21 protein-coding genes are annotated in these 22,985 nt (G+C 55.5%); 1 reads left to right on the top strand and 20 read right to left on the bottom strand.

The window, feature by feature from the left end:
* Window positions 1-39: 39 nt before the first annotated feature.
* From HNR75_RS12915 to leuS, 17 genes are all read right to left on the bottom strand, one after another.
* Window positions 40-2,808, bottom strand: a complete 2,769-nt coding sequence (locus tag HNR75_RS12915; RefSeq protein WP_188027399.1) for a bifunctional diguanylate cyclase/phosphodiesterase — start codon at window positions 2,806-2,808, stop codon at window positions 40-42.
* Between the two features lie 87 nt (window positions 2,809-2,895).
* Complete coding sequence (gene norR / locus HNR75_RS12910; RefSeq protein ID WP_188027398.1) at window positions 2,896-4,461, bottom strand: nitric oxide reductase transcriptional regulator NorR; 1,566 nt, start codon at window positions 4,459-4,461, stop codon at window positions 2,896-2,898.
* Window positions 4,462-4,555: 94 nt separating this feature from the next.
* The gene (locus tag HNR75_RS12905; RefSeq protein WP_188027397.1) at window positions 4,556-5,239 is read right to left on the bottom strand and encodes an ElyC/SanA/YdcF family protein; all 684 of its coding nucleotides are present in this window, start codon (window positions 5,237-5,239) and stop codon (window positions 4,556-4,558) included.
* Window positions 5,240-5,356: 117 nt separating this feature from the next.
* The gene (gene lipA, locus HNR75_RS12900) at window positions 5,357-6,322 is read right to left on the bottom strand and encodes a lipoyl synthase (protein ID WP_188027396.1); all 966 of its coding nucleotides are present in this window, start codon (window positions 6,320-6,322) and stop codon (window positions 5,357-5,359) included.
* Window positions 6,315-6,992: a lipoyl(octanoyl) transferase LipB gene (lipB, locus tag HNR75_RS12895; protein WP_188027395.1), complete on the bottom strand. Its 678-nt coding sequence runs from the start codon at window positions 6,990-6,992 to the stop codon at window positions 6,315-6,317. Before lipB ends, lipA begins: the two co-directional genes overlap by 8 nt.
* A 96-nt stretch (window positions 6,993-7,088) precedes the next feature.
* Complete coding sequence (gene ybeD, locus HNR75_RS12890) at window positions 7,089-7,352, bottom strand: DUF493 family protein YbeD (RefSeq protein WP_188027507.1); 264 nt, start codon at window positions 7,350-7,352, stop codon at window positions 7,089-7,091.
* Between the two features lie 81 nt (window positions 7,353-7,433).
* Window positions 7,434-8,675: a D-alanyl-D-alanine carboxypeptidase family protein gene (locus HNR75_RS12885; protein ID WP_188027394.1), complete on the bottom strand. Its 1,242-nt coding sequence runs from the start codon at window positions 8,673-8,675 to the stop codon at window positions 7,434-7,436.
* Window positions 8,676-8,818: 143 nt separating this feature from the next.
* The gene (locus HNR75_RS12880; protein ID WP_223157907.1) at window positions 8,819-9,481 is read right to left on the bottom strand and encodes a septal ring lytic transglycosylase RlpA family protein; all 663 of its coding nucleotides are present in this window, start codon (window positions 9,479-9,481) and stop codon (window positions 8,819-8,821) included.
* Between the two features lie 26 nt (window positions 9,482-9,507).
* Window positions 9,508-10,275 carry a septal ring lytic transglycosylase RlpA family protein gene (locus HNR75_RS12875; RefSeq protein WP_188027393.1) on the bottom strand — a complete coding sequence of 256 codons (768 nt, stop codon included), beginning with the start codon at window positions 10,273-10,275 and terminating at the stop codon, window positions 9,508-9,510.
* Window positions 10,265-11,236, bottom strand: a complete 972-nt coding sequence (gene mltB, locus HNR75_RS12870) for a lytic murein transglycosylase B (protein WP_188027392.1) — start codon at window positions 11,234-11,236, stop codon at window positions 10,265-10,267. The genes HNR75_RS12875 and mltB overlap by 11 nt, the downstream gene beginning before the upstream one ends.
* A 12-nt stretch (window positions 11,237-11,248) precedes the next feature.
* Window positions 11,249-12,352 carry a rod shape-determining protein RodA gene (gene rodA, locus HNR75_RS12865; RefSeq protein ID WP_188027505.1) on the bottom strand — a complete coding sequence of 368 codons (1,104 nt, stop codon included), beginning with the start codon at window positions 12,350-12,352 and terminating at the stop codon, window positions 11,249-11,251.
* 2 nt (window positions 12,353-12,354) lie between these two features.
* Entirely contained in the window at window positions 12,355-14,241 is a 1,887-nt protein-coding gene (mrdA, locus tag HNR75_RS12860; protein ID WP_188027391.1) for a penicillin-binding protein 2, read from the bottom strand.
* Between the two features lie 3 nt (window positions 14,242-14,244).
* A complete protein-coding gene (gene rlmH / locus HNR75_RS12855) occupies window positions 14,245-14,715 on the bottom strand; it encodes a 23S rRNA (pseudouridine(1915)-N(3))-methyltransferase RlmH (protein ID WP_188027390.1) in 471 nt (156 codons plus the stop codon).
* A gap of 3 nt (window positions 14,716-14,718) precedes the next feature.
* Complete coding sequence (gene rsfS, locus HNR75_RS12850; protein ID WP_188027389.1) at window positions 14,719-15,054, bottom strand: ribosome silencing factor; 336 nt, start codon at window positions 15,052-15,054, stop codon at window positions 14,719-14,721.
* 69 nt (window positions 15,055-15,123) lie between these two features.
* Window positions 15,124-16,161: a DNA polymerase III subunit delta gene (holA, locus tag HNR75_RS12845; RefSeq protein ID WP_188027388.1), complete on the bottom strand. Its 1,038-nt coding sequence runs from the start codon at window positions 16,159-16,161 to the stop codon at window positions 15,124-15,126.
* Entirely contained in the window at window positions 16,161-16,652 is a 492-nt protein-coding gene (locus HNR75_RS12840; RefSeq protein WP_188027387.1) for an LPS-assembly lipoprotein LptE, read from the bottom strand. The genes holA and HNR75_RS12840 overlap by 1 nt, the downstream gene beginning before the upstream one ends.
* Before the next feature lie 3 nt (window positions 16,653-16,655).
* Entirely contained in the window at window positions 16,656-19,241 is a 2,586-nt protein-coding gene (leuS, locus tag HNR75_RS12835; protein WP_188027386.1) for a leucine--tRNA ligase, read from the bottom strand.
* 156 nt (window positions 19,242-19,397) lie between these two features.
* On the opposite strand from leuS, the gene HNR75_RS12830 reads away from it, so the two are divergent.
* On the top strand, window positions 19,398-19,898 hold the full coding sequence (locus tag HNR75_RS12830) for a zinc ribbon-containing protein (RefSeq protein ID WP_188027385.1): 501 nt from the start codon (window positions 19,398-19,400) through the stop codon (window positions 19,896-19,898).
* A gap of 63 nt (window positions 19,899-19,961) precedes the next feature.
* Here the strand turns inward: HNR75_RS12830 and HNR75_RS12825 are convergent, their stop codons facing one another.
* The 3 genes from HNR75_RS12825 to HNR75_RS12815 form a co-directional block, all read right to left on the bottom strand.
* A complete protein-coding gene (locus HNR75_RS12825; protein WP_188027384.1) occupies window positions 19,962-21,182 on the bottom strand; it encodes a D-alanyl-D-alanine carboxypeptidase family protein in 1,221 nt (406 codons plus the stop codon).
* Between the two features lie 100 nt (window positions 21,183-21,282).
* A complete protein-coding gene (locus HNR75_RS12820) occupies window positions 21,283-21,666 on the bottom strand; it encodes a hypothetical protein (protein WP_188027383.1) in 384 nt (127 codons plus the stop codon).
* 170 nt (window positions 21,667-21,836) lie between these two features.
* The gene (locus HNR75_RS12815; RefSeq protein WP_188027382.1) at window positions 21,837-22,949 is read right to left on the bottom strand and encodes a sodium-dependent transporter; all 1,113 of its coding nucleotides are present in this window, start codon (window positions 22,947-22,949) and stop codon (window positions 21,837-21,839) included.
* Window positions 22,950-22,985 lie beyond the last annotated feature (36 nt).

The raw sequence follows: 22,985 nt of genomic DNA, 5'->3' as shown, positions 1-22,985 counted from the left end.
ACAAATCAGTATTTATAGCTGGGTATTTGCCGCCGTATTTTATTCAAACAGCGCCATCACATCCGCGGCCGCCATCGGGCGGTGGTAATAGAAACCCTGGATTTCATTCACACCCAGTTCCTTGATTTTCTGCATCTGCGCTTCGGTTTCCACCCCTTCGGCCACCATGATCAGGTTCAGATCCTTCGCCATATTGATAATGGCGCGCACCAGCGCTTCGCCCTGCTGACCATCCATCAGCCGCAGCACAAAGCTGCGATCCAGTTTCACGATGTCCAGCGGATACTGACACAGGGTATTCAGCGCCGAATAGCCGGTGCCGAAATCATCCAGCGCCAGTTTCACGCCTAGCTCCTTGATCTGTTTCATCCGTTTGATCGATTCTGCCGGCCGTTCAATCAGCATGCTTTCGGTGATTTCAATCACCAACTGGTCCGGCGCCAGCCCGCTTTGCGCCAGCGTGGCACGCAGGTTATCCGGCAGTGTCATGCTGGAAAAATGATGGGCGGCAAAGTTCACATGCACCGACAGCGGCGGCAGTTGCCGGGCGGCCCGCATGGCGTTGACCTGCTGCATGAACTGGCAGGCCTGCTGCAGCACCTGTTCCCCGAGTTCCACAATCAGATTGCTCTCTTCCGCCATCGGGATAAAGCGCGATGGCGAGATCGGGCCCTGACGCTCGTGCTGCCAGCGCGCCAGCGCCTCGAATCCGATCACTTCCCCGTTGCTACAGTCCACAATCGGCTGGAATACCGGTTTGATGGCGCCATTGCGGATCGCCGATGGCAGATCCCGCTGAATCGCCAGCGTTTCCAGCGCTTCCTGATACATGCGCTGGCTGAACACCTGGATCCGCTTGTTCAGCTTCTTCGCCTTGCTCATGGCAAAATCGGCACAGCGCAGCACATCCTCAACCGTTTTGTACTCGTTGCCGCCGATGACCACACTGATGGTGGTGTAGATCTCCAGTGACACACCGTCAATCACCAGTGGTTGCAGCAGCAGACGCTGGATCTGATAACACAACCGCACCGGCTGATAGGCGGTGGCAATCTGCGGGATGAATATCACGAACTCATCACCGGCAATCCGCGCCAGCGTAACCGGGCCGGCCGATTCGCACAGCAGTTGCAGACGTAATGCGACCGTCTTGATAATGCCGTCGCCGGTATCGTGCCCGAATGTGTCGTTCAGCGCCCGGAACCGGTCCAGATTGATATACAGCAGCGCGAAACGCTGATCGTAGCCTTCGGCCAGCTGTTTCAGCACCGGCAGCATCTGCTGTGACAGCGCATAGCGGTTATACAGCCCGGTCAGGCTGTCGTTCAGCACCAGCCGGCGGATCTTGTTCTCGTGCTGCCGGCGCTCGGAGATATCATGCAGACAGAGCAGCAGCGCCTGCATGCCGTCATGATCGATCGGGGTAATTTCCAGCTCGCACGGGATCTGCCAGCCCTGATGACAGGTGATGTCCCACTCGAAGTAATACTCATGAGCGGCAATCCGCTGATAGAACGCGTCACTGACCGTATCCGGCGCCGTCGCGTCCCGCAGCAGCTGATCCAGCGGATACCCCATCAGTTCGCTGACACAGTCGTAGCCGAGCAGGGAGGCCGCCGCCTGGTTGGCACTTAAAACATGCCGGTCGTGCGTGATCAGCATTGGCTGGCTGGCATTCTCATACACGGCATAAAACTTGTTTTCGATCTCTGCCAGCGCGCTGGTGGTTTCCTGCCGGGTGGTCAGCAGCGAGTTGACCACCTGACTGACCATGGAGATCTCGTCCTGTTTGTCATCCTGGCGCAGGGGCTGCGAGAAATCGTTTCTTGCCAGCTGTTGCAGATCGCTTTCCAGAAGATGCAGCCGGGTGACGAGACTTTTACGCAGTGCCCGGAAAAACAGCAGGGTGATGATCAGGCCGCCCAGCAGACAGTACAGGATCATCATGACCAGGGCGTTCTTGCTGCTCTGATAATACTCGCGGGGGGCGGTGGTTTTGAGAATGGCGGCCGGTTGCTGATTGATATCCTGCAGGATACTGAAGACGGTGAGCTGATCGTCGGCGAGCTCATGGGCAAACGTCTGTTTTTGCCGGAACAGGGCGTTATAAACCGCTTGTGGCACCGTCCCCGGCACGATATCGATCAGGCGGGTATCATTCAGAAACAGACTCTTGTAGCGGTGCGGAAACAGGCTTTTTGTGTTTTTCGCCCAGATCATCCAGCCGGCGACAGGACTGTCTGTCTGATCATTGCGGGTCACGGGGGTGATGGTGACCAGCATCGGATCGCCGTCCAGATAAATAATCCCGGAGATGCTCTGCTGCGCTGGCCTATCTGCCTGCAGCAGCTGTCGCAGCGGCAGGCCAAGTGCTTTCTCCGACAGCAGTTCCGTCAGCAGTGACGGACTGAGCTTTGTGGCCTGATGGCCCTCGGTATTGAGCTGGGCACCGTCAACAAACTGACCCTGATGGGACAGAAAGACAATCAGGTCGAGATCATTTTTTTTCAGCGAGTCCGCGCTGAGGCTTTGGGTGTGATAATCCGGAATGGCGTGCTTCAGCAGCTGGTAGGCATCGTTGCGGAAGGCCCAGTCACCACTGCGCTTGGCCATACTATCCAGTTTCAGCCGGATAATCTGTTGCGCCTGACGGTTGGTTTCCTCGGTGGTTTTCAGTTCCAGCGTGTTCACTTCCCGCAGGAAAAAATGCCAGGTCAACAGAATACTCAGGCTGATGATCATGAGCAGACCACAGCTGAACAGGAGTGCTGTACGGGTAGAAAGCTTGATATTTTTTATCGACAGCAACGGGGAACTCCATCCGGATAATTTTTATGGCGCTAAACACTCACATAAAATCTGAACAATTGCCACTGTTCATTTTAGATGTACTTTTCAGCTATATTTCAGTCCGAGTCGTTGCGCCAGCCGGATGAGATTCGCCCGGTCAGTCTGCAACTGCCGCGCCGTGGCGGACCAGTTCCCCTGCTGGGCTTCCAGCGCCTGACTGATGAGCATTTTCTGATAGTTATCAACAGCATCGCGCAGATTAAGCCCGCTGGGAATCGCAACCGGTTGCGCCGGGTTGTCAGCGCTGCTGGTGGCCGGCGCCGGCTGGTCCGCGACCGGCAGATCCAGGTGTTCGGCCAGGATCAGCGGCCGTCCTTCCTTGTGCTGGGTGGCTTTCAGACTGGCCCGCATCAGCAGGTGCTCCAGCTCCCGCACGTTGCCCGGCCAGTCATACGCCTGCATGGCTTGCAGCGCCTGCGGATGCAGGGCGATCTGACGTAATCCCAGATGCGTTCTGGCCTGATCGAGGAAGTAGCTGCTCAGGATCTCCAGATCGGCTTTGTGTTCCCGCAGGGGCGGGACGGCGATGGGATAGACTTTCAGCCGGTGATAGAGATCGCTGCGGAAACGGCCTTCTGCCACTTCCTGTTCCAGATCGCGGTTGGTGGCGGCAATCAGACGCACATTCACCCGCAGCAATTTGTCCGAACCGACCCGCTGGATCTCGCCCTGCTGCAGAGCGCGCAGCAGTTTGGCTTGCAGGTTTAACGGCAGTTCGCCGATCTCGTCCAGAAACAGCGTGCCGCCGTCAGCCAGCTCGAATTTGCCGGCGCGGTTGCTGACAGCGCCGGTGAACGCGCCTTTGACATGGCCGAACAGCTCACTCTCGGCGATCTGCTCCGGCAGCGCGGCACAGTTGACGTGCACCAGCGCCTGTTCACTGCGGCGCGAGCGGGCATGCAGCGTACGCGCCACCAGCTCCTTGCCGGTGCCGGTTTCGCCGGTGATCAGCACCGCCAGATCGGTTCTGGCGACGGTTTCGATCTCTTCGTTCAGCTTGCGCATCGGCGCGCTGTTGCCAATCAGCTCGCCTTCACGGCGGCGGGCATCCCGCACCAGTTCCTGTGCCAGTTCCTGCTGCTGGGCCCGGCTGTGTTCCAGCGCCCGGATCAGTGCCACATTGCGCAGTGTCGCCGCCGCCAGTGCCGCAAACGCCGCCACGGTCATGTCATCGACATCGTCAAACCGTCCCGGCGCCAGCGCATCCAGCGTCAGTACGCCCACCAGCTGCCGGTCGACATACAGGCTGCAGCCCATGCAGGAGTGGACGTCCGCGGTGCGCTCACGGTCAGCGGCCAGCCAGCCGTCAAACGGATCGGGGAGTTCGGCGTCAGCAGGAAAGCGGACCGGATCCCGTTCCTGCAGAATTGCCTGCAGGCGGGGATGCTCGGCCGGCAGAAACCGCTGACCGATGACTTCCGGCGCCAGCCCCATGGCAGCTACCGGAACCAGTTCGCCTTCGTTCAGCTGCATCAGGGCCACGGCGTCGCACGGCAGTACGTCACAGATGGCCTGGACCAGACGCTGAAATTGCAGTTCACCGGGCATGGAGGTGGAAAGCCCCACCGCGATTTGTAACCAGGCATGATCAAGAGCAGGTTGCTGCAGCATTACGTGTACTCAAAATGCATCATTATACAAAACGATGAGTATCTATCACTTGCCGGGCCGTTGAAAGCGATCCGGCACGAATTTTTAACCAGTTTCACTCCACCTCGATCTGTTCGCCCATGAAGCGGGGCTGGCGCTCCCAGATATAGACATCGAACAGGCACCACAGACGGGCAAAGATCTCGCGGAAACGGGTTCTGAAGCCGGTATAGGCTTCCACATCGGCGGCATTGAAACCGATCACTTCCAGATTATGTTGCCGGGCGAGGAAAATGGCGCGCTCGTTCTGGAAACGCTGCGAGACTACGGTAAAGCGGGTCTGACCAAACACGCCGTGCGCGCGCAGGATCGAATCCAGCGTGCGGAAACCGGCATAATCACTGTAGATCGCCTGTGCCGGGATACCACGCTTCAGCAGTTCGCGGCGCATTTCCCGTGGCTCGTTATAACTCATGTGGGCATTATCGCCGGACACGATGATCTGGCTGATTTTACCGCTGTACCAGAGCGCCGCGGTCGCGTCGATCCGGTTCTGGAAATACTGGTTCAGGCCGCCGGTGGTCAGATACTTGGACGTGCCCAGTACCACCGCGACTTTGTTGTAGGGGATGGCGTCCACTTCGTCGTAGGTAAATTGCCGCTCATGGCTGATCACCTGATTGGCGAGCCACAGCAGAAGAAACAATGTCACGAACAGCGTCGTGGCGATCCGGAGGATGTTCCGGCGTACCCGCGGCGTAAAGAGTGTCGTGACAAAACGAAAATAACGAGTCAGCAAAACCGTGTTATTCCTTAAAGCCGAAAGAGGAACCTGGCTATGATACTGGATCAGGGTGGGAAATACACGGGTAGGGTAGCATGGCCGGTGTCCCGAATGAATACCGGCCGTGGAGGGTTATTTGACTTCTTTGCCCTGTGCCTGCAGATCGGCATGATAGGAGGAACGGACGAACGGACCGCAGGCGGCGTGGGTGAAACCGAGATCCAGCGCGATCTCTTTCAGCTCGTCAAACTCGTGCGGCGGCACATAGCGTTTCACCGGCAGATGGTGACGGCTCGGCTGCAGATACTGGCCCAGCGTCAGCATGGTGACACCGTGCGCGCGCAGATCTTTCAGCACCTGGACGATCTCGTCGTTGGTTTCACCTAACCCCATCATCAGACCGGATTTGGTCGGCAGATCGGGGTGTAGCTCTTTCATCTTCTGCAGCAGTTTCAGTGACCAGGCATAATCTGCGCCCGGACGCGCCATGCTGTACAGTCGCGGTGCGGTTTCCAGGTTGTGGTTAAACACATCCGGCGGGGTCTCGCGGAAGATATCCAGCGCCTTCTCCATTCGGCCACGGAAATCCGGGGTCAGGGTTTCGATCCGGGTGTTCGGGGAGGCCAGACGGATTTCACGAATGCAATCAGCGAAATGCTGAGCACCACCGTCACGCAGATCGTCACGATCCACCGAGGTGATCACCACATATTTCAGAGCCATTTCGCGAATGGTATTCGCCAGTTTTTTCGGTTCATCGGCATCCGGCGCCAGTGGTTTGCCATGGGCCACATCGCAGAACGGGCAGCGGCGGGTACAGATCGCGCCAAGGATCATGAAGGTCGCGGTACCATGGTTGAAGCATTCTGACAGGTTCGGGCAGGAGGCTTCCTCACACACCGAATGCAGATTGTTCTTGCGCATGATGTTTTTGACGTTCTGGATCTTTTCATCCGTTTTCGGCAGACGGATACGCATCCAGTCCGGTTTTTTCAGCTGGTCGCCTTCCTGTTCCGGCAGAAATTTTACCGGGATCAGGGCCATTTTATCAGCATCGCGCAGTTGTACACCGGGTTGAACAGTAATTGGTTTAGTCATGAGTTTCCTCGCATGCGGGGGCATAAACGACGGCATCACCGTCCTGCCACTGGGTGATCCCTAACTGCTGGGTAAAGGTGTGCAGCAAACCCTCTGCTGCCTCGGCCACGCTGGCGGGGCCACCCAGACTACTGCACTGCGTCATTGCCAGACCGGCATAGCCGCACGGGTTAATGTGCTGAAATGGCGTTAAGTCCATCGCCACGTTGAGTGCCAGACCGTGAAAGGAACGGCCATGGCGGATTCGTAAACCTAAGGAAGCGATTTTGGCGTTATTGACATACACCCCCGGCGCATCGGCGCGGGCCACCGCCTCAATATCATAATTTGCTAACAAACGGATAACAGACTGTTCCAGCGCGGTCACCAGTTCCCGTACCCCGACGCCCAGACGGCGCACATCCAGCAACGGGTAAAACACCAGCTGACCAGGGCCATGATAGGTCACCTGTCCGCCGCGATCGCTTTGTACTATGGGAATAGAGGTGGTATGCAACAGGTGCTCGGGTTTGCCGGCCTGCCCCTGGGTATAAACCGGAGGATGTTCGACCAGCCAGATCTCATCGGCGGTGTCAGGTGTCCGCTGATTAGTGAAGGCCTGCATGGCATGCCAGATTGTTTCGTAGGACTGTAAGCCTAACCGCCGGACAATCAGAGAGGAATGCTGCAAAATTGTTTCCGCTTTGTTGCAATTTTGCTTAATTATAATGAGGTCGCTGGCAAATACCAGCGACTTATGTTGGATAAACGCACAACTTTTGTAGTGTTAAAGTACCACGCGCACCAGTTCGATTTGTCCCAGCGCGGAATACATGGTTTCCAGGTGTTCTTTGCTCCGTGCCGTCACGGTCACGGTCACTGACAGGTAGTTCCCTTTGCTGCTTGGCTTGATGCTCGGCAGATAGTCGCCCGGCGCGTGTTTCTGCAGGACTGCAATCACCTGATCGGCCAGCGTATCATCCGCCACACCCAGTACCTTGAACGGGAATTGGCAGGGAAAATCCAGCAGTTCATCAAATTTGGTATTCAAGCCCATATTTCTACCTCAAGCCTGTTAATGAAAATAAGGCCCGTCTAAGCGGGCCTTCAGGAAAACTTCTCAGAGTCTCTGTTAGCCGAACAGTTGCTGGAACAGCAGTACCAGATAGTCCCACAGACGACTGAAGATGCCGCCTTCTTCCACGGTATCCAGTGCCACCAGCGGATATTGCGCCACATCCTTGCCGTCGATCCGCAGGAAGATGGTGCCAACTGTTTCGCCCTGTTTGATCGGGGCGTTCAGTTCACGATTCAACTGGAAATCTGCTTTCAGTTTCGCGGCAGAACCGCGCGGTACTAACAGGTTGATATCGCGGTCAGTTCCCAGACCGATTTCGCTCTTGTCACCCATCCAGATACGTTGTCTGGCCAGCTCGGCACCCTGTTTGTACGGTTGCACGTTCTGATAGAAACGGAAACCGTAGGTCAGCAGTTTCTTGCTCTCTTCCGCCCGTTGCTGTTCACTGTTGGAACCGATAATGACGGAGATCAGACGCATGCCTTCCGGACCGGTGGCAGAGGCGACCAAATTATAACCAACTTCGCTGACATGACCAGTCTTGATACCGTCAACCACCAGGGTTTTGTCCCACAGCAGACGGTTACGGTTATGCTGGGTGATGCCGTTGAAGGTGAAATCTTTCTGTGAATAGATCGCATACTCGTTTGGCAGGTCACGGATCAGCGCCTGACCCAGACGCGCCATATCGTGCGCCGTCGAGTAGTGATCAACGTTATATAAACCGTGAGAGTTGACGAAATGGGTATCTTTCATGCCCAGTTTGTCGGCCCACTGGTTCATCAGGCTGGCAAATGAATCTTCCGAACCGGCGATGTGCTCGGCCATGGCGATACAGGCATCGTTACCGGACTGGATGATGATCCCTTTGTTCAGGTTGTCCACGCTGACCTGTTTACCCACTTCGATAAACATCTTGGACGAGTCACCGTAGTTTTTCGCCCAGGCATTCTGGCTGATGGTCACCATGTCGGCTGGTTTGATACGGCCTGACTTCAGTTCCTGACCGATGACATACGAGGTCATCATCTTGGTCAGACTGGCCGGCGGCAGACGCTCTTCCGTGTTTTCCCCGATCAGGATCTGGCCGCTGTTATAGTCCATCAGCAGATGCGCTTTGGCAGAAATCTGCGGTGGGCTTGGTACAGCCACAGGTACCGGCGCCGGCATCGGTTTCGGATCAGGCGTTGGCATCGGGTTAGGGGTCGGGGTTGGGGTTGCAGTCTCTGCGAAGGTGGCCGCGCTGATACTGAATGCCGCGGTCAGCAGAACAAGTTTCGCCAGTTTCAACTTCATGATCCTTATCTGTCCGGTGGTTGCCTGATCCGTATGATCAGACATAGCCAGTTTGAAATCGTGGTCACTATAACAAAAGCCGGACGGTGGGGCAGCCAAAACTGTGCCAAAAAACAGAAATGGTGATTTTTTATGCTATCAAATCAATTCCGGGAAGAGAGCAGCAGCGGCGAACTGGTATTGATTAATTCGATTTTCACCCGGACGACACCGTCCGCCACGATGCCCAGACGGGCTGCCGCGCCATACGACAGATCCAGTAACCGATCGCCGACAAACGGGCCGCGATCATTGACCCGGACCACCAGGGTGCGGCCGTTTTCCAGATTGGTCACATGAATGAAGCTGGGTAGCGGCAGGCTCTGATGCGCGGCGGAAATCGCATATTGATCATACACTTCGCCATTGGCGGTCAGACGACCATGAAAGCCGGGACCATACCAGGAAGCCAGTCCTTCGGCGGTGTATTCTTTGATGTCTTTCCAGATCGGGTAGTACTTGCCGTCAATCTCGTAGCCATTGTTCCCTTTATGGCTCGGCGGTTCATAGATCGGGGAAAGGAGCCCCAGCTGACGGCGTTGACGGGGGCTCATCCGCGCATACTGCGCGTCGGTCACGATCGGGCCGGCATACTCTTTGAACTGAAAACCGGAATAATTGCCGCTATCCGCCGTCTGCACCCGTGTCTTGGTCGGGCGGATACGGTAGCTCACTTCCTCCCGGGCCGTACAGGCCGCAAACAGCAGTGTCAGCAGCAACAGGCAACCGTAGCGGCAAAATGCGGAGAAGGTCACTGAAAAACGCATGTTCATCCCTGTCAGTCTGTCCCGGGTCAGTTCAGGAAGAACGCGCCGCGGAAACCCGATCCTTTTAATTTAGATAGTAGCTGTTCGGCCTGCGGTTTCTCCAGTGGCCCGACATGCAGTTTATACATACTGTTAATCGCGACCACCCGGGGTGGCACCCCGTAACGGCGTTCCACATCAGAGGCCACTTCTTTGGCTTTTTTCAGATCGTTGGTCGCCAGCAACTGAATGGTGCGAGATTGATGCTGGGCAATCAGTTGTTCGGCATTGGCCGGACGAGGCGGATGAATCAGTTCAACATGGACCCGGGCCGTTCCCGGTTTCAGAATCCCCAGTCGGCTGGCTGCGCCGCGGGAAAGATCCAGTATGCGATCTCCGTGGAACGGGCCGCGATCATTGACCCGGACAATCAGCCGGTGGCCGTTTTCCAGATTAGTGACCCGCAGGTAACTGGGTAATGGCAGATTTTTGTGCGCGGCCGAAATATCTTCCTGATCATACAACTCGCCATTGGAGGTGTATTTGCCGTGGAAACCGGGACCGTACCAGGAGGCTGTGCCTTCGATGTCGTATTGCTGGATACCGTTCCAGACCTTGTAGCGCTGACCCAACACTTCGTAGTCCTGGTTGCCAATCCGGCTCGGTGGCTCAAAACGGGGCACCGCGCCGTTGATGTCGATCAGCGGCTGGCGGGGTGTAGCGGGAACCGACGTCGTCGGTTGCTGGCTGCTGCAGGCAGCCAGCAGGAGTAACGGGAGAACACAAACAACAAAGTAATACGGTTTATTGACCATAGTATTGTTTCGCGATCTGCTGACTCAGGTTATGGACCGCCATGGCATACAGCGGACTTTTATTATAGCGGGTAATGACATAAAAATTCTGACGAGCGACCCAGTATTCAGAATAGTCCGGTTGTGCGTATTGCAGCAATGTGACCGGGGTATCGGCTTTCAGCGGGGTTTTCACCCGGACCCCGGCCGTCTGCAGTTCCTGCCAGCGCTGTTTCAGTTCGACCCGATCCTGGACTTTCCCGGCGGCAGATGGCCGGGTCAGCTGAGCGGCTTCCACCACCGGATCGCCCATTTTCCAGCCGTGTTTATGGAAATAATTGGCCACACTGCCAATCGCATCGGTCGGGTTAGTGAACAGATCCTTATGACCGTCACCATCAAAATCAACCGCATAGGTCAGGTAGCTGGAGGGCATGAATTGTCCCATCCCCATGGCGCCGGCATAGGAGCCCTGCCGGGCTTTCAGATCCCATCCCTGCTGATTGCCCAGCCGGATGTAATTGACGAATTCCTTACTGAAAAACTCGGTGCGCGTCGGATGATAGAACGCCAGCGTATACAGCGAATCCAGTACCGGATGTGTGCCCATATTGCCGCCGTAGAAGGTTTCCACCCCGATGATGGCCACGATCACGCTGGCCGGCACGTTGAAGGTCCGCTCGGCACGGGTCAGGTCGGCGGCATGGGTACGCCAGAACTCGGCACCTTGCCGGATCCGTTTTTCGGTCAGAAACAGCGCCTCATATTCATACCAGGGTTTGCTTTCTGCCGGTCGTTTATACGCGTCCAGCACGGCCTGACGAAAATCCGCCTGTCCGGTCGCACGGGTGATGGATGACATCGGTACGCCAGTCTGCTGACTGAGTTCCTGCATCCGGGCAAGATCCTGCGGGCGTAATGTGGCTGCGGTGGCATCCGCGGCCATAAAGAGAGAAAGTCCCAGTGCGAGTATACGTTTCATAATTATTCCTGCTCAGGCCAAAAGTCGGCGATGGGTATGGATTGACATCAGAATACCAAAACCGGCGCACAGCGTGATCATCGCGGTTCCGCCGTAACTGACTAGCGGCAGCGGTACACCTACCACCGGCAGGATGCCACTGACCATACCGATATTGATAAAGACATAAAAGAAAAAGGTCAGGGATAAGGCACCGCCGAGTAAACGGTCAAAACAGTTCTGCGCCTGCAGACTGATGTGCAGGCAGCGGTACAGGATCAGCAGATACAGCAGTATCAGCACGATAAAGCCCATCAGACCGAATTCTTCGCCGATCACCGCAAAGATAAAATCGGTGTGTCGCTCCGGTAAAAAGTCGAGCTGGGACTGCGTCCCGTTCAGCCAGCCTTTGCCAAACAGACCGCCGGAACCAATCGCGATCTTGGACTGAATAATATGATAGCCGGTGCCCAGAGGATCACTTTCCGGATTGAGGAAGGTGAGTACCCGCTGGCGCTGATAATCATGCATCAGGAAAAACCACATCACCGGCATAAAGGCGCAGAGCAGCACACCGGCTGTAATAATCAGCCACCAGTTAATGCCGGCGAGAAAAATGACAAAAATCCCGGAGACAGCGACCAGAATGGAAGTCCCGAGATCCGGTTGTTCCGCAATCAGCAGGGTGGGGATCAGCACCAGCGTCAGCGCGATCCCGATATGTCCCAGTCGGGGAGGCAGCGGATGCCGATCCATGTAGGCCGCAATGGTCATCGGCATCACGATTTTCAGTAATTCGGACGGCTGGAATTTGATAAAGCCAAGATCCAGCCAGCGCTGAGCCCCTTTGCCGATATGGCCGAAGATCATGACGCACAGCAGCAGGACGATGCAGAGCAGAAAGGCCGGTGGTGCCCAGCGGGCATAGAACGCCGGTGAAAACTGCGCCATGACCAGCATGACGGTAAAGGCCAGCGTGGTATGCACCAGTTTATTGAACAGCATATCCGGATGCTGGCCGGAGGCTGAATAAAGTACCACCATGCTGAACGCGATCAGGGCAATGATGGCAAACAGCAGCGGCAGATCGACATGGATCTTCTGCCAGAGCTGATATTTGTTGTTCTCTTCATTCAGGTTCAATGTGCGGTTGCCTCATCTTCTTTGACTTCGTCGGTATATTTACCGAGCAGGTAAGCATCCAGCATCGTGCGGGCAATCGGCGCCGCATTCTTGCCGCCACCACCGGCGTTTTCCAGAATCACCGCGCACACGACGGTCGGGTTATCATACGGTGCAAAACTGACAAACAAGGCGTTATCCCGGTGTTCCTCTTTCAGTTTCTTGGCATCATAGCGCTGGTTTTCTTTCATCCCCACGACCTGTGCCGTACCGGATTTCCCGCCGGATTTATACGGTGTTCCGGCAAAGGCATGCCGGCCGGAGCCTTCCGGACCGTTGTTGACCAGATACATCCCTTCTAACGAGACACCCCAGAAACTGTCATCCTTGGTCTGAATCGGCTCCTGTTCCGCCGGCACGATCGGTTGGCGTTTTCCATTGTCATTGAACGCCATACCAATATGCGGCGTAATGATCCGGCCATGCTGTGTCAGGATGCTGTGTGCCCGAGCCAGCTGGATCAGCGTGGAAGTCCAGTAACCCTGACCGATACCCACGGAAATGGTATCACCCTGGAACCAGGGCTGACGGTGACGTTTCTGTTTCCATTCGCGCGATGGCATGACACCGGTACTCTCCTCGAAAATGTCGAGACCGGAATAATTACCAAAACCGAAGCGGGTCATGTATTCATGGATCTTGTCGATGCCGACACGGTAAGCCAGATCGTAGAAATAGGTATCCGCCGAAACTTCAATCGCCCGGTAAACGTCCAGCCAGCCATGACCGCCGCGTCGCCAGTCGCGGAACTTGCGCGCCGTGCCCGGGATCTGGAATGTCGCACCGCCAAAATAACGGTAGTAGGGCGTAATGGCGCCTTCGTTTAGTCCCATCACCGCCAGTAAGGGTTTCACCGTCGATGCCGGGGCGTATCCCCCCTGAGAGATACGGTTGATCAGCGGCCGTGCCGGATTGTTCAGCAGGGCGGAATATTCTTTAGTGCTGACGCCACGGACAAAAATATTCGGGTCGTAGCTGGGCGCAGACACAAACGCCAGAATCGAGCCGTCACGCGGATCCATCATCACAATACCGCCTTTACGGCCCTGCATGAGTTCATACGCGCGTTTCTGCAGCCGGATATCAATACCGAGATAAAGATCCTGTCCGGCCTGGGGCGGCTGATATTTCAGCGTGCGTAATACCCGCCCTTTGTTGTTAACTTCGACTTCCTGATAACCGGCCTGTCCGTGCAGCTGGTCTTCGTAATATTTTTCGACACCCTGCTTGCCGATGTCATGCGTGGCCGCATAGTTGGCCAGCTTGTCTTCTTTTTCCAGACGTTGCAGATCTTTGGTATTGATCCGGGCGACATAACCCAGCGCATGGGTCAACACATCTGCATAGGGATAATGACGTTTCAGGTAGGCTTCAATACTGCTGCCGGGGAAGCGGTACTGATTGACCGAAAATTTGGCCACCTGTTCTTCATTGAGCTGTTCGGCCACGGTGACCGGATTGAATTTCCGGCTATGCCGGGCTTCATTCAGAATGCGCGGAATATTTTCCGGATCCAGCCCCAGCAGCTCGGTCAGCTCCTGTACGGTCTTTTTCAGATCGGTGGTCTGTTCCGGGATCAGTTCCAGACTGAACTCCGGCTGGTTTTCCGCCAGCAGGACGCCGTTACGATCAAAGATCAGTCCGCGCGGTGGCGCACTGGGGATCACTTTAATCCGGTTGCTGTTTGAGCGGGTCTGATAGGTCTGATATTGCTGTACCTGCAGATACCAGAGATTGGCCAGCAGCACGGCGATCATGACGGCAATGACGAACACCGAAAACCATACCCGCCGGGCAAACAGCGCGCTTTCCAGAACTTTGTTCTTAAAGGCAATCCGGGACATGGGCTATTCGCGGTGATAAGGATGGTTGGTGGTCAGGCTCCATGCGCGATAGAGACTCTCGGCGACCACAATACGAACCAGCGGATGCGGCATGGTCAGTGCCGACAGGCACCAGCTCTGTTCCGCCGCCGCCTTGCAGGCTGGCGCCAGACCTTCCGGGCCGCCGATCAGCAGCGCGACATCCCGGCCATCCTGCTTCCAGCTTTCCAGTTGCTGGGCCAACTGCGGCGTGGTCCAGTTTTTTCCCGGCAGATCAAGCGTGACGATACGGCTGGATTTCCCGACAGCGGCCAGGGTTTGTTCCCCTTCCTTGTCCAGAATCCGGGCAATATCGGCATTCTTCCCGCGTTTGCCCGCCGGGATCTCGATCAGTTCCAGCGGCATATCTTTCGGAAAGCGGCGTTGGTATTCGTTAAATCCGGTGGTAACCCAGTCCGGCATTTTGGTGCCAACGGCAATGATCTGCAGTTTCATCGATCAGGCAGCCTTGATATTTCCGCCCCACAGCTTTTCCAGCTGGTAGCGATCGCGGATTTCATCCTGCATGACGTGCACCATGACTTCACCCAGGTCGACCAGAATCCATTCTGCATCCTTATCACCATCCACGCCAAACGGCATGACGCCGGCATGACGGGCTTCTTCGGCCACCTTGTCGGCAATGGAGCGGACATGGCGGTTGGATGTGCCGGAACAGATGATCATGCAGTCGGTAATATCGGACTTGCCACGGACATCCAGTACCACAATCTCTTTCGCTTTGATGTCACCGAGCTTGTCGACGACGAAATCCTGTAATTCTTTACCTTGCAAGAAAATAATCCTCCGAATAATGAGCGCGCGATTATAGCACGCTGCGATGCGGGATCAGCATTCGCTTTTTCAGAGTTGTACCGGCAGGGTAAAACGCAGTGACGTGCTGCCGCGGAATGCCAGTGTCAGGGTTTGCAGCCACTGCCAGGCGGTGCTGCTGTCGAAGGTGCGGTTACAGCGATCCAGTTCGCCCATCATGCGCAACATATCCTGTAACTGGGCTGCGGAAAGACGCTGCATGGCCTGTTGCAGCAGGGGTTGCCGGCTGGGCCAGACTTTGGCTGCCTGTAGCAGGGGGGGTAATGGCTGACGGGCGTCCTGTGCCAGACGCAGTGACCAGAGCAGCTCCAGATCTTTGGCCAGTGCCCAGGTCAGCATACCGGGTTCCACGCCTTCATCCCGCAGCCGGGTCAGTATCCGCAAGGCGCGCTGGCTTTTGCCTTCCAGCAGCGTATCCAGCCATTTGAACGGATCGAACACGTTATGCCGGGTGATGTTGTGCTGCAATACCGCCACGCTCAGCGGTTGCGGCAGGGCCAGCAGGGCCAGTTTTTCCAGCTCCTGCGCGGCGGCCAGCAGGTTGCCTTCGAAGGCATGGCACAAAAAGGTGATGCCATCATTGTCGATACGCAAGCCGTTCTGCTGGCTGCGCAGCTTCATCCAGCGCGGGAAATAACGCGGATCAGGCAGTGCCACCGGAATATAGACGCCCTGCTTGTCCAGCGCGGTAAACCAACTGCTTTTACTCTGCGCGCTGCTGAGTTTCGGACCGAGGATGATCAGCAGCAGATCGGGATGCAGGTGTTGCTGTAATTCGCTGATCCGTTCCGCCCACTCTTTCGGCAGCTTGTCGCCCAGCTCGATCTCGATGATCTGGCGGCTGGAAAACAGGCTCAGGCTCTGGCTGCAGGCATGAATATCATCCCACGGCAGTGGTTCTTCAATGGCACTGAAACGGTAGATATCACTGAAACCCTGTTCGCGGGCGAGATGACGGATTTGATGCAACGCTTCCATTTTCTGTAATGGTTCGTCGCCGAAAACAAGATAGCAGGCCCGAAGGCCTGCCTGTAACTGTTCAGCTAACTGTTCGCTGAAGACACGCATCAGTAGACGAGACGACTGAGCTGGATCAGGATCAGATCAGCGGTCTGAACTTCCATCTCATTGCGCAGCTGGGCCTGTTCGCGGGAAGAGGCCAGTGCCTGAGCGGATTTGTTCAGGAACACCCGGCTGAACCGGGCGCTGAATTTCTGTAATGGTTTATCGGGCATGGTGATGCTGTAATCGGTATTAAACAGCATCACATACTCCACGACCTGGCTGCGGTTATCCAGCGAGGCGGCACTGTTACTGACACTGATATTGCCCAGATTCAGCACCGGAACATCATCACTGCGGTCCACCAGTTTGACACCGGAGTGCCGCAGACGGGCGGTGACCAGACGATAGATATCGCTGCGGTTATCACCTTCCACATGGATGGCTGTCAGCTGGGACGGCAGCAGTTTTTCGTCCATACTGCCGCGCATCTGAAAACCACAACCGGTGAGCACGAGGCTCACCAGTATCATCACACCACAAACCAGTCGTTTCATCACTTAGCCAACCACGATATTGAGCAGTTTGCCCGGTACATAGATCACTTTGCGGACAGTCAGATCAGCCACGAACTTCGCAACGGTAGGATCCTGCATTGCCAGTGCCTGTACCTGTTCCTGGGTCGCATCAGCGGCCACAGTCAGCTTACCGCGCACTTTGCCGTTCACCTGTACCACCACCAGTTTTTCGTCTTCCACCATGGCGGCTGCGTCCGCGACCGGCCAGACAGCCTGATCGATATCGGTGTTACCCAGCGCCTGCCACAGATGGAAACTGATATGCGGCGTGATTGGATACAGCATCAGTACCACGTTGGTCAGCACTTCCTGAATCAGCGCACGATCCTGCTCTGTTTCCTGCGGTGCTTTGGCCACACGGTTCATCAGCTCCATGATGGCTGCAATCGCGGTGTTGAAGGTCTGACGGCGACCGATATCATCGCTGAACTTGGCGATGGTTTTGTGCAGTTCACGGCGCAGTGTTTTCTGCTCGTTACTTAAATCGGCCACATCCAGTGCAGGTGCGACGCCTTTCGCGGTATGTTCCACCACCGCTTTCCACAGACGCTTCAGGAAACGTTGTGCGCCATCTACACCGGATTCCTGCCATTCCAGCGTCATATCCGCCGGTGAGGCAAACATCATGAACAGACGGACGGTGTCGGCACCGTAACGCTCGACCATCAGTTGCGGGTCGATACCATTGTTCTTCGATTTCGACATTTTGGTCATGCCGGCATGAATCACTTCACGGCCATCGTTATCCACCGCTTTGGTGATACGGCCTTTCTCGTCGCGTTCCACTTTCACGTCTACCGGGCTGACCCAGACGCGGGCACCATGTTCGGTGTAGTAGAAAGCGTCAGCCAGCACCATGCCCTGACACAGCAGACGGGTGAACGGTTCATCACTTTTCACCATGCCGGAATCGCGCAGCAGTTTGTGGAAGAAACGCGCGTACAGCAGGTGCATACAGGCGTGTTCGATACCGCCGATATACTGGTCGACCGGCAGCCAGTAGTTGGCTTTGTCAGTATCCAGCATGCCTTGTTCGTAATCCGGGCAGCAGTAACGGGCGAAATACCAGGACGATTCCATGAAGGTATCGAAGGTATCGGTTTCGCGCAGTGCCGGCTGGCCGTTGTAAGTGGTTTTCGCCCATTCCGGATCGGCTTTGATCGGGCTCTGGACGCCGTCCATTACCACGTCTTCCGGCAGAATCACCGGCAGCTGATCCGCTGGCGTTGGCACCACGGTACCGTCTTCCAGTGTCAGCATCGGGATTGGCGCGCCCCAGTAACGCTGACGGGAAACCCCCCAGTCACGCAGACGGTAGTTGACGGTGCGCTGACCCAGACCCTGGGCTTCCAGTTTCGCGCAGATGGCGTCGAACGCCTGCTGGAAGTTCATGCCGTCGAATTCGCCGGAATTAAACAGCGCGCCTTTCTCGGTGTAGGCCGCAGCAGAAACATCCGGTGCGGAGCCATCAGCCGCCGCAATCACGGCACGGATTTCCAGACCGTATTTGGTCGCAAATTCGAAGTCACGCTGATCGTGTGCCGGAACCGCCATGACTGCGCCGGTACCGTAATCCATCAGCACGAAGTTGGCGACCATGATCGGCACGCGACGGCCATCGATCGGATGCAGGGCATACAGGCCGGTGGCCATGCCTTTTTTCTCCATGGTGGCCAGTTCTGCTTCCGCCACCTTGGTGTTTTTGCATTCTTCCAGGAAGTCAGCCAGAGCCGCGTTGTGTTCCGCTGCCTGTTTCGCCAGCGGATGGGCTGCGGCAACCGCCACATACGTCACGCCCATCAGGGTGTCGGGACGGGTGGTGTAGATATCGAATGTCTGCTCGCTGTTTTCGACGTGGAAGGTCATGGTCAGACCTTCGGAGCGGCCGATCCAGTTGCGCTGCATGGTTTTGACCATGTCCGGCCAGCCATCCAGCTTGTCCAGATCGCTCAGCAGCTCTTCGGCATAGGCGGTGATCTTCACGAACCACTGCGGAATTTCTTTCTGTTCCACCGGCGTATCACAACGCCAGCAGCAACCGTCCTGTACCTGTTCGTTGGCCAGTACGGTCTGGTCGTTCGGACACCAGTTCACCGAAGAGGTCTTCTTGTAAACCAGACCTTTTTTATACAGCTCGGTGAAGAACCACTGTTCCCAGCGGTAGTATTCCGGCGTGCAGGTGGCCAGTTCACGATCCCAGTCGTAAGAAAGACCCAGCATTTTCAGCTGACCTTTCATGTATTCGATGTTTTCGTAGGTCCATTTGGCCGGTGCGGAGTTGTTTTTGATTGCCGCGTTTTCTGCCGGCAGACCGAAGGCATCCCAGCCGATTGGTTGCAGTACGTTTTTGCCATTCAGGCGCTGGTAACGGGAGATCACGTCACCGATGGTGTAGTTACGCACGTGCCCCATGTGCAGACGGCCTGAAGGGTACGGGAACATCGACAGACAGTAGAATTTTTCTTTATCTACTTTTTCGAACGCTTTGAAAGTCTGCTGTTTATCCCAGTGCCGTTGTACTTCCGGTTCAAGGGACTGTGGATTGTATTGTTCTTCTAAAACTGACATGGGTATATCCGAATCGACAGATGTGGAGGGTAATCCGTTAGAAAATCACCATAGGATACTTGTATTGCCGGATCGCAACAATAGCTGAGCGGGGTCACAGGCTTTTTCCGTAACACCCGCTATGCTTAAAACAGATCAGATCGGGAGGATTTCATCATGTCAGAACAGAGCGGCCCTGATAAAAAACCGAAAGGGTATGAAGTGTTTATGAGTCATGTGCGCGCCTTCTGGAGTGAAAAAGGAGCGCCGACCACGGATAACCTGCAGCACTGGCTGCAGGAGGTTGAGGATTTTGTCGGTGCCGCCGAAGATATGACGAAAGATGAGCTGGCGCTGACCCGAGCGTACATCAATGAGGAGTTAAGTGAATTTCTGGACGCTCCGGGCGGATATCAGGATTCGGCATTCTATAATGCCCTGCAAAATACCGCCTGGGAGTGGTTACTGGCGGTCAGTGACCGCACGCAGATAGAGCAGGTCGCCGTGGAAAACGACCTGCATCATGCCAGCGGTTACCGGGTGGGGGAATGGATGGCGCCGGGGCAGAAAATCTGCAAGCAATGCGGTTATCAGGAAACTGTAACACACGCCACGCCGCTGCAACCCTGCGCACATTGTGGCGGAGAACATTTTCAGCGGCAGCCTTTGTCGCCATGAGCCGACAGACGGCAAAAAGCAAAACAGCGCCCCGGGGCGCTGTTTTTATTGGTCTCAGTGAAGTCAGCCTAACCGGTTGACTGGCTGGCGTTCTAGCCAGCTTTTCAGGTTGCGGGCATCGTTGATACGGCCGGACGGTGCGCCGGCATCCAGGAATACCATGACCATCGGTTTGTTCTGCACATCAGCGACCATCACCAGACAACGACCTGCTTCTCTGATATAGCCGGTTTTGGACAGCCCAATATCCCAGGCGCCTTCACGCACCAGCGCATTACTGTTCTGATAATGCAACGGACGGCCGGAAGCACTGATGATGTCATGTTCGGTAGAGGTACTTAACTGACGGATCTGTGGATAGCGGTAGGCCGCCTGCACCATCAGGGCCAGATCAGCTGCAGTGGAGGTGTTGTTTTTATTCAGACCGGTTGAATCATAAAACACGGTATTGCGCATACCAAGGGCACGGGCTTTACGGTTCATGGCGGCAATAAATGCCCCCTTACCCCCCGGATAGGTGCGGGCCAGTGAATGGGCCGCCCGGTTTTCAGATGACATCAGCGCCAGCCACATGATGTCGTAGCGGGACAGTGTGGTACCGATTTCCAGCCGTGAACTGGATTTTTTCACCCGATCCACATCGGCATTGCTGATGGTGATCGGCTGGTTCATGGACAAACCGGCATCCAGTACGACCATGGCTGTCATCAGTTTGGTAATTGATGCGATCGGTGTACGGCGTGCTGCATTCTTGCCATAGACCATACGACCGGTATCGGCATTCATGATCAGCGCGGCATTGGAATCAAGCGACGGACCGCTGCGGTCCAGCGGGATGGTATTGATCCGCTGTGGTTTATCGTTAGCAACCAGTGCCGGTCTGGCGACAGTATGTGCGCGGGACGAGATACGGGCCGTCTGATTTTTGCTTTTTTGTGCCAGCTGGCGTGATTTCGCCCGATTCTGGGTCTGATTGTATTTATTGACGCGCTGGGTCGAATTCAGTGCCAGTTTGGTAACGGTGGTTTTCTTTTTAACTACGCTTTTGGCTGTTTTTTTGGTTTTTGTCGCCAGCGGTTTGACTGCGCCTGTCTTGGCTACCGTGGCCGCTTTCTTGACCGGCCGCTTGATCACGGTGATTTCTTTTGCCGCAGGTTTTGTTGCCGGCGTGCTTTTAACTACAGCGACCGGTTCATCCGGGACATACGGCTTGGGTACTGTCGCGGCAAAACTGTGCGAAGAAAAACAGACCAATCCAAATAAGAAAGCTACTACCTTGTTCATCGCTATGTCCTGAAACAGTCAAACTACGTCAGCCGGAAATCGGGGCAGGATTATAGCGCTAAATCTGCCGATTCCGGTCATCCGGAACAAAAGAAAATTGTTACCATTTGTCGCTGGTGGTCACTTCCCGGGAAAGTTGCAGTGTTTTATTTAAAACACCGTCGGTAACATCCAGCTGATAATCCCCGGATAGCTGAAAGATCCGCCATTTTTCGGGTTCATAACCCTGCAGACCCATAAAATCCTTTGCTTGCGTGATGCTCTGAAATGCAATCGTTCCCGAATACAAACCAAACAGGCAGGGGCCCAGTTTTATGATGGTTTTCCCCTGGGCCAGAGAAACGGCATCATCCGGTGCACTGATGGTGTAGACCGGATGCAGGGGGGATGGCCGGATCATAGGTACACTGTTGCGCTGGATATCCACCCATGCTGCGACGACGATAAAAATGATCAGGGAGAGGGGGATCAGAAAACGTTTCATCCAGCGTGCTTCCATCCTGGTTATTTAACAGAGCTGATGATAATCATATTCTTCCTGAACGATAGATTAGGTTAAAAAAAATAGAGGAGCCAGTGCTGCCCCTCTATATTCTTCATTCTGTTACGCAAAGTGTGCAAAACCTTGCATTTTGGGCGCTTGGCACCGGCCGTTTACAGCACATTCAGCCCATGCAGCATCACGGTCAGGATCAGTAGCGGTGTCACGAACCGCAGCAGCACGAACAGGATCCGGCTCAGATGCTGATTATGTAACTGCTGATGGTTGCTCAGCGCCTGCTGTAATGCCGGATACCCCCAGCGCCAGCCGACAAACAGGGCAATCAGTATGCCGCCCAGCGGCATTAAGATATTCGAGCTCAGATAGTCGAACAGATCGAACATGTTCATGCCAAACAGCTTGAAATCAGCCATCAGACTGTTGGTGAGCGCACAGGTCGAACCGAGTAGCGCCACTAACAACAGTGTGACCAGCGTGGCTTTTTTCCGGCTGACAGCAAACCGTTCGTGGATCACCACGACCGGCACATTCTGATCATCGCGGAAGTAGCTGCCGTAGGTCATCATGGTTGCCATGCCGACAGAGAGCTTGAAGAACGCCAGCCCCATGGCGGCGAGCAGAACCGCACCGTTGATTTTGCTGAAATCGGGACGGAACAGGAACTGCAACGCTTCACCGGCTTTTTCCAGCGACAGACTGAAGGCACACAGCACGATCAGCAGAATAAACAGCAGTGGCATCAGACGTTTGGTAACGGCTTCAATCCCCTTGGAGACACCCATCAGCAAGATACTGCCAATGAACAGCAGCACGCCCCATTGCCAGACCAGCGAAGGTACCGGGTCGCTGATCAAGGCGCTGAATGCGGAGCCGGTGACTTTCGGATCACTGGAAAGAATCTCGCCGGTGATTGCTTTGGGCACATAGGCAAACACCCAGGCTACGACTTCAGAATAGAAAGCCATGATCAGAAAGGCGGCAATGACGCCCATGACGCCGATGATCCACCAGGGCAAACCGCGAGGCGCCATTTGCTGCAGAGCGGTGATGGGGTTGGTTTTTGCCTGACGGCCGATGGTGATTTCAGCGATCATCACGGGCAGGCCGACCAGCAGGGTGGCCAGCAGATAAATTAACAGGAAACCGGCACCGCCATTGGCTCCTATCATATACGGGAATTTCCAGATATTACCGAGTCCGACAGCGGAACCGAGCGTTGCTGCCAGTACACCGAAACTGGACGTAAAACCATCACGTTTGGCCATTAATCACCTTGATTTATTCTATTTGCTTCTGCAAAA

It is taken from the genome of Tolumonas osonensis, from assembly GCF_014202415.1.
Classification (GTDB): Bacteria; Pseudomonadota; Gammaproteobacteria; order Enterobacterales; family Aeromonadaceae; genus Tolumonas; species Tolumonas osonensis.
The sequence above is the reverse complement of the archived record's forward strand: the minus strand, read 5'-3'. Positions and strand labels throughout refer to the sequence as shown.

Bases quoted from the DNA above. Each gene is read 5' to 3' on its own strand.
- norR (WP_188027398.1), bottom strand. From the start codon at position 4,461: ATGCTGCAGCAACCTGCTCTTGATCATGCCTGGTTACAAATCGCGGTG.
- lipA (WP_188027396.1), bottom strand. From the start codon at position 6,322: ATGACTAAACCAATTACTGTTCAACCCGGTGTACAACTGCGCGATGCT.
- HNR75_RS12885 (WP_188027394.1), bottom strand. From the start codon at position 8,675: ATGAAGTTGAAACTGGCGAAACTTGTTCTGCTGACCGCGGCATTCAGT.
- HNR75_RS12880 (WP_223157907.1), bottom strand. From the start codon at position 9,481: ATGCGTTTTTCAGTGACCTTCTCCGCATTTTGCCGCTACGGTTGCCTG.
- HNR75_RS12875 (WP_188027393.1), bottom strand. From the start codon at position 10,275: ATGGTCAATAAACCGTATTACTTTGTTGTTTGTGTTCTCCCGTTACTC.
- mltB (WP_188027392.1), bottom strand. From the start codon at position 11,236: ATGAAACGTATACTCGCACTGGGACTTTCTCTCTTTATGGCCGCGGAT.
- mrdA (WP_188027391.1), bottom strand. From the start codon at position 14,241: ATGTCCCGGATTGCCTTTAAGAACAAAGTTCTGGAAAGCGCGCTGTTT.
- rlmH (WP_188027390.1), bottom strand. From the start codon at position 14,715: ATGAAACTGCAGATCATTGCCGTTGGCACCAAAATGCCGGACTGGGTT.
- holA (WP_188027388.1), bottom strand. From the start codon at position 16,161: ATGCGTGTCTTCAGCGAACAGTTAGCTGAACAGTTACAGGCAGGCCTT.
- HNR75_RS12840 (WP_188027387.1), bottom strand. From the start codon at position 16,652: ATGAAACGACTGGTTTGTGGTGTGATGATACTGGTGAGCCTCGTGCTC.
- leuS (WP_188027386.1), bottom strand. From the start codon at position 19,241: ATGTCAGTTTTAGAAGAACAATACAATCCACAGTCCCTTGAACCGGAA.
- HNR75_RS12830 (WP_188027385.1), top strand. From the start codon at position 19,398: ATGTCAGAACAGAGCGGCCCTGATAAAAAACCGAAAGGGTATGAAGTG.
- HNR75_RS12825 (WP_188027384.1), bottom strand. From the start codon at position 21,182: ATGAACAAGGTAGTAGCTTTCTTATTTGGATTGGTCTGTTTTTCTTCG.
- HNR75_RS12820 (WP_188027383.1), bottom strand. From the start codon at position 21,666: ATGAAACGTTTTCTGATCCCCCTCTCCCTGATCATTTTTATCGTCGTC.
- HNR75_RS12815 (WP_188027382.1), bottom strand. From the start codon at position 22,949: ATGGCCAAACGTGATGGTTTTACGTCCAGTTTCGGTGTACTGGCAGCA.